The 14,516-nt window shown below is 41.8% G+C and carries 11 protein-coding genes; 2 read left to right on the forward strand and 9 right to left on the reverse strand.

From position 1 onward, the window contains the following. Positions 1 to 115: 115 nt before the first annotated feature. The 3 genes from rpsA to F824_RS27715 all read right to left on the reverse strand — a co-directional run bounded on the left by rpsA (position 116) and on the right by F824_RS27715 (position 3,471). Complete coding sequence (rpsA, locus tag F824_RS0111560; protein WP_019598055.1) at positions 116 to 1,876, reverse strand: 30S ribosomal protein S1; 1,761 nt, start codon at positions 1,874 to 1,876, stop codon at positions 116 to 118. A gap of 190 nt (positions 1,877 to 2,066) precedes the next feature. After that, entirely contained in the window at positions 2,067 to 3,224 is a 1,158-nt protein-coding gene (locus F824_RS0111565; protein ID WP_019598056.1) for a 6-bladed beta-propeller, read from the reverse strand. Between the two features lies 1 nt (position 3,225). Continuing rightward, the gene (locus F824_RS27715; RefSeq protein ID WP_019598057.1) at positions 3,226 to 3,471 is read right to left on the reverse strand and encodes a hypothetical protein; all 246 of its coding nucleotides are present in this window, start codon (positions 3,469 to 3,471) and stop codon (positions 3,226 to 3,228) included. A 334-nt stretch (positions 3,472 to 3,805) separates the two neighbouring features. Here F824_RS27715 and F824_RS0111575 point away from each other — a divergent pair, with 334 nt between their 5' ends. Further along, the gene (locus F824_RS0111575; RefSeq protein WP_019598058.1) at positions 3,806 to 4,534 is read left to right on the forward strand and encodes a lysophospholipid acyltransferase family protein; all 729 of its coding nucleotides are present in this window, start codon (positions 3,806 to 3,808) and stop codon (positions 4,532 to 4,534) included. A gap of 87 nt (positions 4,535 to 4,621) precedes the next feature. Here the strand turns inward: F824_RS0111575 and F824_RS0111580 are convergent, their stop codons facing one another. From F824_RS0111580 to F824_RS0111605, 6 genes are all read right to left on the reverse strand, one after another. Continuing rightward, positions 4,622 to 6,001 (reverse strand): RagB/SusD family nutrient uptake outer membrane protein, encoded by a 1,380-nt coding sequence (locus F824_RS0111580; protein WP_019598059.1) that lies wholly within the window; start codon positions 5,999 to 6,001, stop codon positions 4,622 to 4,624. 20 nt (positions 6,002 to 6,021) lie between these two features. Then, positions 6,022 to 8,988, reverse strand: coding sequence for a SusC/RagA family TonB-linked outer membrane protein (locus F824_RS0111585; protein ID WP_019598060.1), 2,967 nt, complete (start codon positions 8,986 to 8,988; stop codon positions 6,022 to 6,024). 460 nt (positions 8,989 to 9,448) lie between these two features. After that, positions 9,449 to 10,183 (reverse strand): 3-keto-disaccharide hydrolase, encoded by a 735-nt coding sequence (locus F824_RS0111590; RefSeq protein ID WP_019598061.1) that lies wholly within the window; start codon positions 10,181 to 10,183, stop codon positions 9,449 to 9,451. 6 nt (positions 10,184 to 10,189) lie between these two features. Then, positions 10,190 to 10,606: a c-type cytochrome gene (locus tag F824_RS0111595; RefSeq protein ID WP_019598062.1), complete on the reverse strand. Its 417-nt coding sequence runs from the start codon at positions 10,604 to 10,606 to the stop codon at positions 10,190 to 10,192. A gap of 27 nt (positions 10,607 to 10,633) precedes the next feature. Then, positions 10,634 to 11,686 (reverse strand): sugar phosphate isomerase/epimerase family protein, encoded by a 1,053-nt coding sequence (locus F824_RS0111600; RefSeq protein ID WP_019598063.1) that lies wholly within the window; start codon positions 11,684 to 11,686, stop codon positions 10,634 to 10,636. Positions 11,687 to 11,767: 81 nt separating this feature from the next. Next, complete coding sequence (locus F824_RS0111605) at positions 11,768 to 12,937, reverse strand: Gfo/Idh/MocA family protein (RefSeq protein ID WP_019598064.1); 1,170 nt, start codon at positions 12,935 to 12,937, stop codon at positions 11,768 to 11,770. Between the two features lie 283 nt (positions 12,938 to 13,220). Here F824_RS0111605 and F824_RS0111610 point away from each other — a divergent pair, with 283 nt between their 5' ends. After that, on the forward strand, positions 13,221 to 14,468 hold the full coding sequence (locus F824_RS0111610) for a nucleoside permease (protein WP_019598065.1): 1,248 nt from the start codon (positions 13,221 to 13,223) through the stop codon (positions 14,466 to 14,468). Positions 14,469 to 14,516 lie beyond the last annotated feature (48 nt).

The following is a 14,516-nucleotide window of genomic DNA, read 5'->3' on the forward strand; positions in this document are numbered from 1 at the left end:
ATGAAGCAAGGCATAAAAAAAGTGGCCATCTCGCGACAGCCACTTTTTGTATTGGATAAGAAATTTGAAATTTCCACTTCGACATAAGATACTCACGCATCTCGCGCCTGGTGTCTTATTTCTTTCCGCCTTCCATTTTCTCTTTCAATTCTGCCAAAGCATCCAAATCACCAAGGGTGGATTTTTCAGCTGGAGCAGCGGATGAAGGAGCATCTTCTTTCTTCTTGGCTTTCTTTGGAGCTTTTGCTTCCTCTCTGAAAGTAGCAGTATGGGAAAGTACTATTCTCTTGTCTTCTTTGGAGAATTCGGATACTTTGAAATCCAATGATTCACCAACTTCTACAGAAGAACCGTCTTCTTTTTCAAGGTTTTTGATCGTTGCGAATCCTTCCAAGCCGTATGGCAATTCAAGAACCGCACCTTTGTCATTTTTGGAAACAACGGTACACTTGTGGTCAGAACCGATTGGGAATACGGTTTCGAAAGTATCCCAAGGATTTTCTTCCAATTGCTTGTGACCCAATGCCAACCTTCTGTTGTCAACGTCAAGTTCCAATACCGCAACACTCAATTCATCACCGACTTTTACAAACTCAGATGGATGTTTGATTTTCTTGGTCCAAGAAAGATCAGATACGTGAACCAATCCGTCAATTCCTTCTTCCAATTCAAGGAACAAACCAAAGTTGGTCAAGTTTCTTACCACTCCCTTGTGCTTGGTACCTACGGCGTATTTAGTAGCCATATCACCTTTAGTCCAAGGATCTTCAGTCAATTGTTTGATACCCAAAGACATTTTTCTTTCGTCTTTGTCCAAAGTCAAGACAACTGCTTCGATCTCGTCGTTTACTTTTACGAAATCCGCTGGATTTCTCAAATGCTGAGACCAGCTCATTTCAGAAACGTGGATCAAACCTTCAACACCTGGAGCCAATTCAAGGAATGCACCGTAATCTGCTACGTTTACAATCCTACCTTTGACTCTAGAACCGATTTCAAGGTTAGCAGAAAGAGAATCCCATGGATGTGGAGTCAATTGCTTCATGCCCAAAGAAATTCTTTTCTTGTCATCATCAAAGTCAAGCACAACGATCTGAACTTTGTCGTCCAGGTTAAGCACTTCTTCCGGATGATTGATACGTCCCCAAGAGATATCTGTAATGTGAAGTAGACCATCTACACCACCCAAGTCGATGAATACACCGAAATTGGTCATGTTTTTGATCACACCTTCCAAAATCTGACCTTTCTCTAGGTTGTTGAGGATTTCTGCTTTTTGTTTCTCCAAATCCTTCTCGATGAGGATTTTATGAGAAACGACAACGTTATCGTTAGCGTGGTTGATTTTAACCACTTTTACTTCCATTTTCTTACCTACATAGATATCAAAATCCCTGATAGGTTTCACATCGATTTGAGAACCTGGCAAGAAAGCTTCAACACCGTAGATATCCACGATCAATCCACCTTTTGTCCTTCTCTTCACCAATCCTTCGATCACCTTGTCGTTTTCAAGCGCATCTTCGATGTCTTGCCATGCACGAACCATTCTGGCTTTCTTTCTGGAAAGGACCAATTGGCCAAGAGAGTTTTCTTGTTCTTCGATGAACAAATCCACTACATCTCCGATTTTCAGATCTGGAAGATCGCGGAATTCACTTACGGGCACCAATCCATCGGATTTGAAACCGATATTGATGATCACGTCCTTATCATTGATGCCTACTACGGTACCTTTGATGACTTCCTTTTCTGTGATTTCGTTCAGGGTTCCAGTGTAAAGGGCCTCCATTTCGGCTCTTTTTTCCTTGGAGTAACCTTCGCCAAAACCTTTGGTGGCAAAATTGTCCCAGTTAAATTCTTCTTTATTCGACATATTGTAAGTCAATCCTGATTTTCAACCACCCTAGGATCATCGGGTTGAGGTTTTTAGTAAATAACAAAGTCCCTGACTGTCAGCCAAAGAGACCCCATTCAATCGAATGGATTGCAAAGGTAGGGAATTTTTGGAAAAGGAGAATAACGGGTGATAAGTTTATTCAGCTATTTGCAAATCAAAAAACAGTTCATTCTCTCACAATAGCTTTAATTACAACAAAGTTATCATTTTGAAAATCATGTTCATTTATTTTATAAAACTGATGAATTCCATCCGGTTTATTAAAAATATTGGAACTGATTGATTTTCCCCCAAAACTTTTGAGATACTCTTTTTGAAAACTTCTTGAATCTTTGAATAAAATAATATTCCCATTGAATTGGGAAATTGGCGAAAAATCTCCTTCAAAATGATCAAAATCATTTATGAATTTTGAAATAACGGTATATCTTTTTAAGTCTTCATCTAAAAGAATGTATTTGGTTTTTAATCCTATTTGAACAATTGTTGCCAAGAAATTATTCTTAAGAGGAAGAAATGAAAATAAATTTTCTACCATATTGTTCTCCCTAAGGTAGGTATATCTTTCAGGAGAAAGTCCAAATTCCATTCTCTTTTGATTTGGAAAATTATACCGTCCAAAATCGAATTCAATCTCATTTTCGATATTCCCAGTTTCATCAAATACAACAACTTCGTAAGATGTGTCAAGCTTCAAAAAAATCTTTTTACTTAGATCATCTTTTATGAAACCAGAAGTTGAAGAATAATTAATCCCTATGAACTCTTCTTGTACTTTTTTCATCCCTAAAAGATCATTTCTATTTTTTCCTACAATAGAAAAGTTCTCGTACTCAGGTCTATTCGCAAAATACATTAAAAGTTGATTGCTTGATTGATGAATGTTGTAAGGGTGAAATTCAATTTTATTTTCCTCTTTGAATGCTCCCAACAAATCAAACTTTATTAATTTCTTTAAATTATTGTCCAATATTAAAATTTCACCTTGGAGTATTTGGAAATCTTCCAGATTTAAGAATTCACCTGGTCCAGGCCCGGAAGATTTAATTATCTTTTCAAATTTTCCCGAACTATTAAATATTAATAGATTATTTAGTTCTCTATCCTGAACAAAAACCCCAAATTCATTTGCTGTTAATTTGGATGGATTTATAAGCGGTACACTATCAGGTATTTGGAGAAAAATATACTCAAAACTTTCAAAAATATCCGAATACTTTAACTCTTTGGTATCGTTCAAATTAATTGAAATTTTTTCTTTATCGAATTCTTTTGTACAACTAAGAAAAACGAACAATATAATGCAAAAGAAATTTGTTTTCATATTACAATTTTTGAGAAAATAAACCTTCCCCACATGAAATTTGAGAAGAAACTGTACATGATGCATATTCCATTGGCCTGCATTTTACCACCCAAAGTGTAACAGCAACTACAGGATAGCTACACGGTTCAAGTTTTGGTTCATAGCCTTCTTCAGGCAAAGCTGCTTGACTTTGCACATTCCCTGAAGAAAACAACATTACCACCATTGCAAAACCTAAGGTGGTGGATAAAATGAACTTTTTCATAAGATTAATTATTAATTGTTAAAAATAAATTAGTTCACTAAAAATAAAAAAAAACGAACTGCAAAATATTCGCAACATTTTTAAAAAAAAGAAAGATGTTTTTAGATTTTAGGATTATTAGCTTTACCTAATCAGATATAATATTTTTAATTTGCAGTTCATTTTATTTTATCTCTTGAAACGAATCTTAAAGGGAAACCTATATAAAAATTCTCATTCCCACCCCAACCTCCTCAAAAAACGAAACCCCTGAAATCGCTTTCAGGGGTTGTTTGCAAGCAAAGAGTGAGTAAATTGATTTAAATTACTCAAAAATAACAAAAGAGATTCAAAAATGAAAATAATCAGGTCCATTTACACTTTGTACGCCGTCCTGCTGTTTATATTGCTGATGTTGGTTTTCGGATTGTTCATTGTCCTTCCACTTTTGATCAGTCCCAGAGGAGGAAAAATCTCCTTTTTTTTCTTAAGGGTTTGGGCCATCCTCTGGTCATTTTTGATTGGCATTCGATTCCGCACTTTTGGGACAGCGCACATTGATCTCAATCAAGCCTATATCTACATCTTCAATCACCGCTCATTTTTGGATGCGCCCCTCATCCCGATGGCCATCAAACAGGAGCTTCGGGGACTGGGAAAAAAAGAGCTCTCCAAGATTCCGATTTTTGGACTGATCATCTCAAGGGTCGCTGTGTGGGTGGACCGCAAAGACAGCCAATCGAGAAAGGCATCTTTGACAAAGATGCAGGAAATACTTCAGCAAGGAATTTCCATCATCGTGGCACCGGAAGGAACCCGAAATGACACCGATAAGACCTTGCTGCCTTTTCAGAAAGGTGCTTTCCGCTTGGCCATCGACACCCAAACACCCATCCTTCCAATGGCTGTGATCGGGGCAGACAAATTGCTGCCCAAAGGATCTTTATTGCTCCGCCCAGGAGTGATCGAAATTTACTTTTCCGCCCCTATCCTGCCTTCCTCTTTGAAGGCTGAAAACCCAGTGGAGCATTTGTCAGAAAAATGCTATTCAAGACTGGAGGCCATGATTTTGACCCACGAATAGGCAAAAAAAACCGAGGCTTTCGAATGGGAAATCCCATTCGAAAGCCTCGGTAAAAAAATCAATCGCGACTAATCTTTCAATTTAAAATCAATTCCCAACGTATTGATCCCAACTCAATTCCGCCTGTGGATGTGGAAACTGGGTGAATATGGTGCCTTGATCATAAGAAGTTGGGATTTCATTGAGTTTGTTATACCGCCTAGCATCTATCCATCGATGGCCCCAAGGTTCTGCCCAAAGGGAATACCTTCTTTGGTACAGGATTTCATCTATCAGTGCTGCCTGGGCAGTACTTCCCGAATAAACCCCTATTCCAGCTGCACTACGGATAATATTGATTGCTTCCACTGCCTGGGCGGTTTGGTTCAGATTCGCATGGGCTTCGGCTTTCAGCAAAATCAACTCTTCGTTTTTGATAAAGGGTATCGGAGTTGTATTACTGGCCCACCTTGCGTCCTGATGGGTACCCACCAAAGGTGTGGCATCCGTGGTGATGGTGACCGCAGTGGTTCTCTGCAAGAACTTCCTGGCAACCCGCAAATCACCCGGGGTTGCATCATCCAGGACGGACGGATGCACTACAACAATGGTATTGATGGCTGCATTTGGGACATAGAAAAGCGGATTGAAAGCATCTGGCGGCCCGTTATAAGGATGTGACGGTCCAGCGTTTAAATTCCCAGTCAAGTTTATAAATGACCCGTCAAGGGCAGTCAAAACCCCCTGCCAATCTGCCCTATAAGCATTTGCGCGGGCGGTGATTGCCTTGTTGACTTGCCTAATTCCCTCCACTGTGTTAAAGCCACTGAATCCTGGCGTCAATCTAAAGGGGAAATTACCAGTCCCTGCGCTGGATAGCTCCTGATCTGCCTGGTCCAACAAACTCTTCACGTGATCCATTGCTGCTTCATAACCAACAAATGGGCCGGGATTAAGTGGGTCCTTGACATCTATCCTGATCCCATTTTGATAAACAAAATTGGCAGGTATCATAAATTGGAAACCTTGGATCATTTTGGCAAAACCGGATACTGCCCGTCGTTCAGCATCTGTGAGGACACTGGCATTTTCGGCGGAAGTCACCAAAACATCCGCTTGTTTGATGGCTTGGTACGGGGCTGCCCAAGAGCCACCTCCCGTATTCCCAAAACCAAAATAGGATCTGTCCGGCACCCTTCCTGCTTGTCCAAGCCAATCCGTTTGAAACCGAGGATCAGAGGCATTCAAATACCAGGTTTCTCGACCAAAGGTATTCCAAGCTTGTGAAATATTGGTCACATATCCTCTGTGCCTCGATTCCAATCCTGTAAGCAAAAACTGGATTTGCTCTTTGGAGGCATTGTTAGTCACACTGGATACTGAAGGATTGTTGGGGTCATCGATTTGGTCCAGATCCAAGGGGTTACAGGACAAAACGACGGAAGCCAACAGTATCGCTATTGCTATATTTATATTTATTCTTTTCATGACTTATCAGGTTTAAGTGATTAAAAATCAACCGTTAGATGAAAAAAGATTCTTCTAGGGGTTGGGTAGGGTGCGATATCTACGTTGTTTGCCACGGACTGTGCACCAAAAGTGGAGGTCTCTGGGTCATATCCCTTATACTTGGTAAACAGAAAAACATTGTTCGCTGATGCACCTATTTTGATGTTCTCAACTGAGCTACCAAATGTATTGGTAATGGCTGTTTTTGGGATAGTATAGTAAAGTCCTATTTCCCGTACTTTCATAAATGAGGCATCTTGTACCCAGCGACCAGCATTGTTGAATGGAGCCGGAGGCCTTTGTCTGCCATTTGGAATCCCGTCTCCATCATCGTCATCGAACCATCCATTGGTCGTACCACCTCCATCGGTCAGAAAAGAAGTCAAGTTAATATTGTCACCGCCTTGCCTCCAATCCAAAAGGAAGGAGAGTTCCAGATTTCTGGCGATGCTGACGGTATTGTAAAAGGAGAGGTTGAATTTAGGCTGGGCATTGCCCCAGAAGGTAAAACCTCCTGGATTGCTGGGGTCAGCTGGAGAACCAACGATAGTGGTCGGCGCATATCCCTGTGCATATAAAAAAGTACCCAATCCCGATCCGAATGCACCGGCAATGTAAGTCGGAATCCCCAACCTTGTCAAATTTACTCTGTTTTGCCAGTACAAAACCCTGGAAAACCACCTAAAGTTGGACTTGTCGATCACATTTCCTGAAAGGCCAAATTCAAAACCCTTATTCTCCAGTTCCGCTTCATTGCTGGGCGTTGTGTTCACTCCGGTGGAAGGGGCAAGGTTAAGGCTTTGGATATTGTTTTGGGTGGTCTTGATGTAATAGGTAGCTTCTAAGGAAACCCTGTTCCTGAAAAACCCTACATCCACTCCAAATTCAAGTTCTTTGGCTGTTTCTGGTCTTATTTGGGTATTCCCTATTTGCGTGGAAACAACAGAACCCAGCAATCCTCCAATATTGGCTCCTCCAAGTGGCGTAAAAGTGCTTCCAAAAGCAACCGGACCCGCTGTCTCACCATAGGCAATCCTTGGCTTCAGCTGATTGACCACTGTCGAATTCCAAAAATCAAAATTGGCGATGTTTACAGCCAATGATGCCCTTGGAAAAGCATAAAACTCATTTGGATTGCCATTTAAGGTAGATTTATCCCAACGGATCCCAACGGTACCTATGATTTTATCATCAAAATTGGCTTCCTGTTGCAAAAAGACGCCTGCTTCTTGTATTTCGCTGTTGAACTGTTCGTTGATTTCCTGAACTGTGGCCTGCTGCAAATTTCTTTGACCCGGGGTAAGCCCACGCCCTCTAGTGAAAAGAGAGCTGTTTTTGAAATCCAATCTAACCAGGCCTGCCTGAGAGTTCATGTTCACTTTTCCCAGATTCCAATTGTAAACCAAAGCTGCCTGAAAATTCGTGTTGAAACTTTCCTGCTTTCCCCAAAAAGCATCTCCTGGATTGGCCTGCCCCCTTTGGAATTGGAGAAATTCCGGTAAATACACCAAGGTGGAATTCTGCAGAAAATCCAATCCTCCGGCAAATGATGCCTTCAAAAAACTGGTATTGGTTTTCAACAAATCGATATCCAAGTTGAAAGCTTGGATAAATCTGTTGACTTCTGAATTGTTGACGGCATTGTCGGTGACCGCAATGGGGTTTTCCGAAAAATAGGGATTGACTGGATATATCCCATTTGCATCGGGTCTCAAGTCAAAATAATTGGGGACGTAGGCGATGCTGTAACCGATACTTGCTCCCGAATTGTTTTGATTACCCGTGAATCCCCTATCTGTATTGGATTTGATATAATTGGAGGAAACCCCCAATTTGATCTTGTCCGAGATTTTATGGTCAATGTTGGTTCTGATGGAGTAGCGGTCAAAGCCTGTTTTTCTCACCGTTCCATCCTCTGTATTGATATTTCCGGAAACAAAGAATTTGGTTTTATCAGTACCTCCAGAGATCGTAATCCTTGAATTGGAAAGCAGCGCTGTGTTGTTGTAGAAATAATCCTCATAATCAATCTTTGTCCCTTGTCTGAATCTTTCCAATTCCACAGGTCTTCTGGCTTCCGGAAAAAAGAAATTTATTTTCTCCTCACTCCAGTCATCTACTCCCAATAGTCTAAGGGGTTGTGCAAATCCAATATCCTGGGAGAAGGAGACTTTTGTTTTCCCTTCGGCGCCTCTTTTGGTGGTAATGATGATTACCCCTGCATTGGCCCGGGTCCCATAAATCGCTGCTGCCGAGGGTCCTTTCAATACCTCTATGGATTCAATATCCGATGGATTCAAATCGGCAAGCCTGTTGGCACCATCATCTTGATTTGCCCCACCCGCTCCGGAAACCGTTGCTCTTCCACTTCTTTGAAAAGAGTTGTTGATATAAACCCCATCTAGAATGATCAGTGGCTGCGATGCCCCCGACAAGCTGGAAATTCCTCTCAATTGGATGGAAATTCCTCCTCCGGGTGCACCTCCATTTGACCGGATCGTAGCACCGGCCACTTTTCCGTACAGTGCTCCATCGGTGGTCTGAACAGTTGTCGTTCCCATCAGGTCTTTTGAGGACACGGAAGAAACGGCGTTTGCCAAGTTGGACCTTTTCACAGAGGAGGCCAAACCGGTGATCACTACCTCTTCCAGGCTGGTCGCATCTTCGATTAGACTCACCTGAAGATTGTTATTGCTTGGACTTACCGCAAAAGTCTGGCTAAGGAAGCCCAAAGAGGAAATCACCAATACTGCAGACTGATTGTTGTCGAAGCTGATGGTAAATCTGCCCTCTAAATCAGTAATGGTTCCCCTGGTCGTGTTTCTCACAAGGATGTTGGCACCAAGCAGGGGCTCTCCCCGCCGATCATCTTTCACCACACCGGTCACGGTGTACTGCGCCATGGAGACTCCGGAAACGATCATCAGCAACGCCAGAATCAATGGAAATTTGTAGATTTTTCGCATAGTTTTTAGTTTAAATAAATCCGAACACAAAAATCAAATCAAAAAGACCCTTCAAAAAACCAATATCCATTATGTCAGGTAAAAACATTCCTTATCAAACAGAAAACAAGTCTGCAATAACTTTGTCCTAAATCATCGCATGGATTGAAGGATCATCTCAATTTTCAATTCTAATTACAATATTTATTTGCATTTTTCAAACTTAATAGAAATAAAAAAACACGACAAAACGACTGTTTTTTTTCCATTGGTGACATTTGGCAAAACCTGAATCTCAGGATATAAAAATGATGTGAATTTTAAAAACCGCTATGATTAACGTTCATTTCTCGGTTTGAGCAACACCCCAAACCAAAAAAACACCAAAAACCGATGGCTTTTGGTGTTTTTTTTGGTTTGGTCGGTATTGAAAGGTTTTTTTACAAAACCTGACTTACCTCCTATTCACTTTATTGTACTTTTAAAGTTTTTTGATTTCTATGTTTCTGAACCAAACTTCGTCACCATGATCTTGCAAAGAAATTTTACCCTTTTTGAATTTACTGAATCCAGGCATGTCCTTAAACTTGCTTTTGGCTACCAATGCCTCCCATTCCGGAGTCCACATCGTGGTGGAAACAACCATCACTCCGTTTAGATACAGTTCTAATTCTCCATTATCTGCAATGATTTCAGCCAAGTTCCATTCACCAACAGGTTTTACCGTCTCTTCACTGGATTCGATCAGATCATAAAGATCTCCCGCACGGTGGGTAGGGATTTTGGCGTCAGGATGACCATCATTGTCCAAGACTTGCATCTCCAAACCGGTCTGCCAAGGATAACTGAACTCAGGGGCTTCATGGACAAAAAAGATCAAACCACTGTTTCCATTTGGCGCTATTCTCCACTCATATTTCAGGTGAAAATTGTCAAATTCTTCCGTCGTTACAATATCTCCACCGTCTCCGGTTTGCCAATCCGCTTTGTTGGTAGCATCGAGGTAAATGGATCCATCTTGGACTTTCCAAGCTTTTCCTACTTCCCCTCCACCATATTTGGCCCAACCGTTTAATGTCGAACCATCAAACAAACTGATCCATTCACTTTCCACAACTTCAAATTCAGAGTCATCGACCACGATTTCCTGTTGATTGCCTCCGCAAGAAAATGCAAGTACCGATGCGGTTAGGATTGTATATAAAGGTTTGTACATTTTGGTTTATTTCAACAATAAAACATAACGGATCATGTCTTCCGCATCTTCTTGACTTAAGGCCGGATGGGCAGGCATAGGCACTTCACCCCAGTTGCCAACATTCCCATTGATCACAGTTCCAGCCAACATTTTCACATTCTCTTCTGTATTCTCATATTTTGCTGCAACTTCAGCATAAGATGGCCCAACGATTTTTCGCTCCACCATGTGACAGCTTAGACAATCTGATTCTTTAAGTTTGGCCAATCCCTTGATATAAATGGGATTATCCTTGTGTTTGTCTTCCAAACTAACTTTGGCTGGGGCCGCTGCTGGGGTAGAGACAGTGGTTTCGGAAGTTTTTTCCGTACCGCCACCGCAGGAATAGGTCAAAGCAGACAAAGCGATTACGCCGATGGATAAGGTTTTTAATAATTTCATTTGTGTTGTTCGTTTATGTTTGATGGTTTAAATTCCTAATATTTTTTTGTTGAAAGCCTCATCTGATCCTGCGGAAGCGAAATCGTCAAATGCTTTTTCCGTTACCCTGATGATATGGTCGGAAATAAACTGGGCACCTTCTATTGCTCCCTGTTCTGGATGCTTGATCGCACATTCCCACTCCAGCACTGCCCAACCGTCATAATCGTACTGAGAAAGTTTGCTAAAGATACCACTAAAATCAACTTGACCATCACCTAAGGATCGGAATCTTCCGGCTCGGTCTATCCAATTTTGATAGCCTCCGTAAACACCTTGTTTGCCTGTGGGGTTGAATTCCGCATCTTTTACATGGAACATTTTTATCCTTTCATGGTATAAGTCAATGAATTGGAGATAGTCAAGGCACTGAAGGATGAAATGGCTTGGATCATATAGAATATTCGCTCTTTTATGGTTGTTGACTTTCTCCAGAAACATTTCAAAGGTAATGCCATCGTGCAAATCTTCTCCTGGATGAAGTTCGTAACATAAATCAACTCCATTGTCCTCAAAAGTATCCAAAATGGGCAACCATCTTCTGGCCAATTCTTTAAATCCAGTCTCCACCAATCCAGCAGGTCGCTGAGGCCATGGATAGACCGTCTGCCACATCAAAGCGCCACTGAACGTCGCGTGGGCAGTCAATCCTAGGTTGGAAGAGGCTTTTGCGGCATACTTCAGTTGTTGGGTGGCCCATTCGGACTTGCCTTTGATATCTCCTTTGAGTGATGCAGGCGCAAATCCATCAAACAGTTCATTGTAAGCAGGATGAACCGCTACCAATTGGCCTTGTAAGTGAGTGGAAAGCTCTGTGATTTCCAGTCCCGCTTCGTTTACTATCCCCTTGATTTCATCTGCATAAGTTTGACTCTCGGCCGCTTTTTGAAGATCGATCAGGCGTCCATCCCAAGAGGGGATTTGTACGCCGTAATAGCCGATTTCTGCCATCCACTCGCAAATACTTTTTAGGCTGTTGAAAGGTGCTTTGTCATCTGCAAACTGGGCCAAAAATATCGCTGGTCCTTTAATGGTTTTCATAGGTTGATTTGGTTTATTATTTGAATTTCTTTTTCATGTTTATTTGATTGAGAGCCTCCCGGATTCAATAGAATTTCGGTCTCAGTATTTCACCACCAAGGGTGTCCATTTCATTTCCGACACATTTGATGCCAAGACATGGTCAATGAATGCCATCCCTCTGATTCCATCCTCTGCTCCAGGAAAATCCTTCCATTCTGGTTTTGGCTCCTCCCCTTTTTCCAATGCATAAATGCATCTTGCAAAATTCCTGTAAATATTGGCAAATGCTTCCATGTATCCTTCCGGATGTCCAGCTGGAGTCCTGATGTTTTCATTCGCAAGAGCCGTGAGATAGCCTGTTCCCGCCCTAAAAATCTGGCTGGGCTGATTCGGCCATCTTGCGATCAGGGAGTTACAATCCTCCTGTTGCCATTCCAAGCCCCCTTTGTCGCCATAAATCCTAATTTTAAGATTGTTCTCCACCCCCGTGTCTACTTGTGAAGCGGTCAAAATCCCCGACGCATCATTTTCAAAACGCATTAGGATGGCTCCGTCATCATCGATCATTCTCCCTGGAATCTTAATGGAAAGGTCTGCACAGATTTTGGCCACTTTCAACCCGGACACGTACTCTGCCAAATTGAAAGCATGGGTCCCGATATCTCCAAAGCATCCGGCTTTGCCATTCCTCAAAGGATCAGTTCTCCATTCCGCCTGTTTGTTGTCTTCGTGTTCCAGGAGTTTCCACAACCAACCCTGGGGGTACTCTACGTACACTTTTCTGATTTCACCAATCGCTCCATCGGCCACCATTTGCTTGGCCTGCTTGATCATCGGATACCCTGTATACGTGTGTGTAAGGCAAAAAAGCTTATCACTGGATTTGATGATTTGATGCAACTCCATTGCCTCCTCATAATTCAGTGTCATGGGTTTGTCCAGTACAACATGAAAGCCTTTTTCCAACGCTTTCTTGGTGGGATCAAAATGGACATTGTTAGGTGTCACGATACTCACGATATCTATCCGTTCGGATTCAGGAAGAGCCAGTTCCTTTTCGAACATTTCATCGTAAGAAGAATAAACCCTGGAAGGGTCCAGCATCAATTCCTCTCCGCTTTGTCGGGATTTTTCGGGTGAACTGCTAAAAGCTCCAGCACACAGCTCAATAAGCCCATCCATCTGGGAAGCACTCCTGTGGATGGCTCCTATAAAAGATCCCGGACCTCCTCCCACCATTCCCATTTTGAGTTTTTTGTGTATTGTCATTTTTATTGTCGGTATAATGGTTTAAAAGTCTATTATTTCGCCTTAAATTTCCTGAAAGATAATTTATCGTTTGATTTCCCTGTAAAACGAAATAGATTACTTTACCTACTGCGGTATTCAGTTATGAGCGGTAAAGACCCTAGCGATATTTTGGCATGTTTTGGCAGGCGATTTTGCAAAAAATAAATTTAATAGAAAAACCTTTAATATTGAATTTAAAATCAATTAGTTTGGCTTTCTGATTACCTCAAAACCTATTTTAACCCTATAACCAACTGCTTGAATGAATTTTGGAATCAAATTCCGTCTTTCCCTAATGATGTTTCTTGAATTTTTTATCTGGGGGGCTTGGTTCGTTACTTTAGGGACTTTTTTAGGAACCAATTTACAAGCCACTGGATCACAAACAGGAGCTGCATTCTCGACCCAATCCTTTGGTGCCATCATCGCTCCTTTTATTATAGGTTTGATTGCAGACCGCTATTTCAATGCGGAAAAAATACTCGGCTTGCTCCATTTATCCGGTGCAGTACTCATGTATCTGATGTACCAATCCACTGATTTTGGCAGCTTCTATCCCCTTGTGTTCACTTACATGGTTTTGTACATGCCCACTTTGGCATTGGTCAATTCTGTCTCTTTCAACCAGATGAAGGATCCGGAAAAGGAATTTTCTCCAATCCGGGTTTGGGGAACGATTGGTTGGATCACCGCCGGTTTGGCGATAAGCTACCTTTTTTATTGGGACAGTGCTGACAACATGGCCTCTGGAATGCTCAAAAACACCTTTTTGATGGCTTCCATAGCGTCTTTGGTGCTGGGCTTGTTTAGCTTTTCCCTGCCAAACACCCCTCCAAAAGCAAAAAAAGGGGAGAAAGTTTCTCTTTCCACCCTTTTGGGACTGGATGCCTTAAAAATGCTGAAAGACAGGAATTTTGCTGTATTCTTTGTGTCATCCATACTGATCTGTATTCCTCTGGCATTCTATTACCAAAATGCAAATCCTTTCCTTGCCGAGATTGGTGTTTCCGATCCAACAGGCAAGATGACAATCGGTCAAATATCAGAGGCTTTGTTCCTTCTTCTGCTTCCCTTGTTTTTTAGCCGCTTTGGCTTTAAAAAGACACTGTTGGCAGGCATGATTGCTTGGGTAATCCGCTATGCATTGTTTGCCATCGGAGATGCAGAAGGAGGCTTGTTCTTACTCATCATCGGGATTGCCCTTCATGGCCTTTGCTACGATTTTTTCTTTGTGGCAGGACAAATTTACACCAACTCAAAAGCAGGAGTTCAATTCAGGTCATCGGCCCAAGGGCTGATCACACTTGCTACATACGGAGTGGGTATGCTGATTGGTTTTGCCATTGCCGGAGAGGTTTCTGACTTATACCTGGGCGTTGATGGACTTCATGATTGGAAATCGATTTGGATGATTCCTTCTGGCATTGCAGTATTGGCCGTTCTGTTTTTCTTCTTTCTATTCCGGGAAAACAAGATCGTTCCTCCATTTAAAGAAAAAGGCGTGGGATGATTGAATGGATTGAAAAAAGATCCCAAAAAAATCAAACCTCTTTGACTA

Origin of the sequence: Rhodonellum psychrophilum GCM71 = DSM 17998, assembly GCF_000381545.1 — a bacterium.
GTDB classification, from domain to species: domain Bacteria; phylum Bacteroidota; class Bacteroidia; order Cytophagales; family Cyclobacteriaceae; genus Rhodonellum; species Rhodonellum psychrophilum.

What these genes read in the sequence shown, in the direction of transcription:
- rpsA (WP_019598055.1), bottom strand. Translation starts at nt 1,876, where the DNA reads ATGTCGAATAAAGAAGAATTTAACTGGGACAATTTTGCCACCAAAGGT.
- F824_RS0111565 (WP_019598056.1), bottom strand. Translation starts at nt 3,224, where the DNA reads ATGAAAACAAATTTCTTTTGCATTATATTGTTCGTTTTTCTTAGTTGT.
- F824_RS27715 (WP_019598057.1), bottom strand. Translation starts at nt 3,471, where the DNA reads ATGAAAAAGTTCATTTTATCCACCACCTTAGGTTTTGCAATGGTGGTA.
- F824_RS0111575 (WP_019598058.1), top strand. Translation starts at nt 3,806, where the DNA reads ATGAAAATAATCAGGTCCATTTACACTTTGTACGCCGTCCTGCTGTTT.
- F824_RS0111580 (WP_019598059.1), bottom strand. Translation starts at nt 6,001, where the DNA reads ATGAAAAGAATAAATATAAATATAGCAATAGCGATACTGTTGGCTTCC.
- F824_RS0111585 (WP_019598060.1), bottom strand. Translation starts at nt 8,988, where the DNA reads ATGCGAAAAATCTACAAATTTCCATTGATTCTGGCGTTGCTGATGATC.
- F824_RS0111590 (WP_019598061.1), bottom strand. Translation starts at nt 10,183, where the DNA reads ATGTACAAACCTTTATATACAATCCTAACCGCATCGGTACTTGCATTT.
- F824_RS0111595 (WP_019598062.1), bottom strand. Translation starts at nt 10,606, where the DNA reads ATGAAATTATTAAAAACCTTATCCATCGGCGTAATCGCTTTGTCTGCT.
- F824_RS0111600 (WP_019598063.1), bottom strand. Translation starts at nt 11,686, where the DNA reads ATGAAAACCATTAAAGGACCAGCGATATTTTTGGCCCAGTTTGCAGAT.
- F824_RS0111605 (WP_019598064.1), bottom strand. Translation starts at nt 12,937, where the DNA reads ATGACAATACACAAAAAACTCAAAATGGGAATGGTGGGAGGAGGTCCG.
- F824_RS0111610 (WP_019598065.1), top strand. Translation starts at nt 13,221, where the DNA reads ATGAATTTTGGAATCAAATTCCGTCTTTCCCTAATGATGTTTCTTGAA.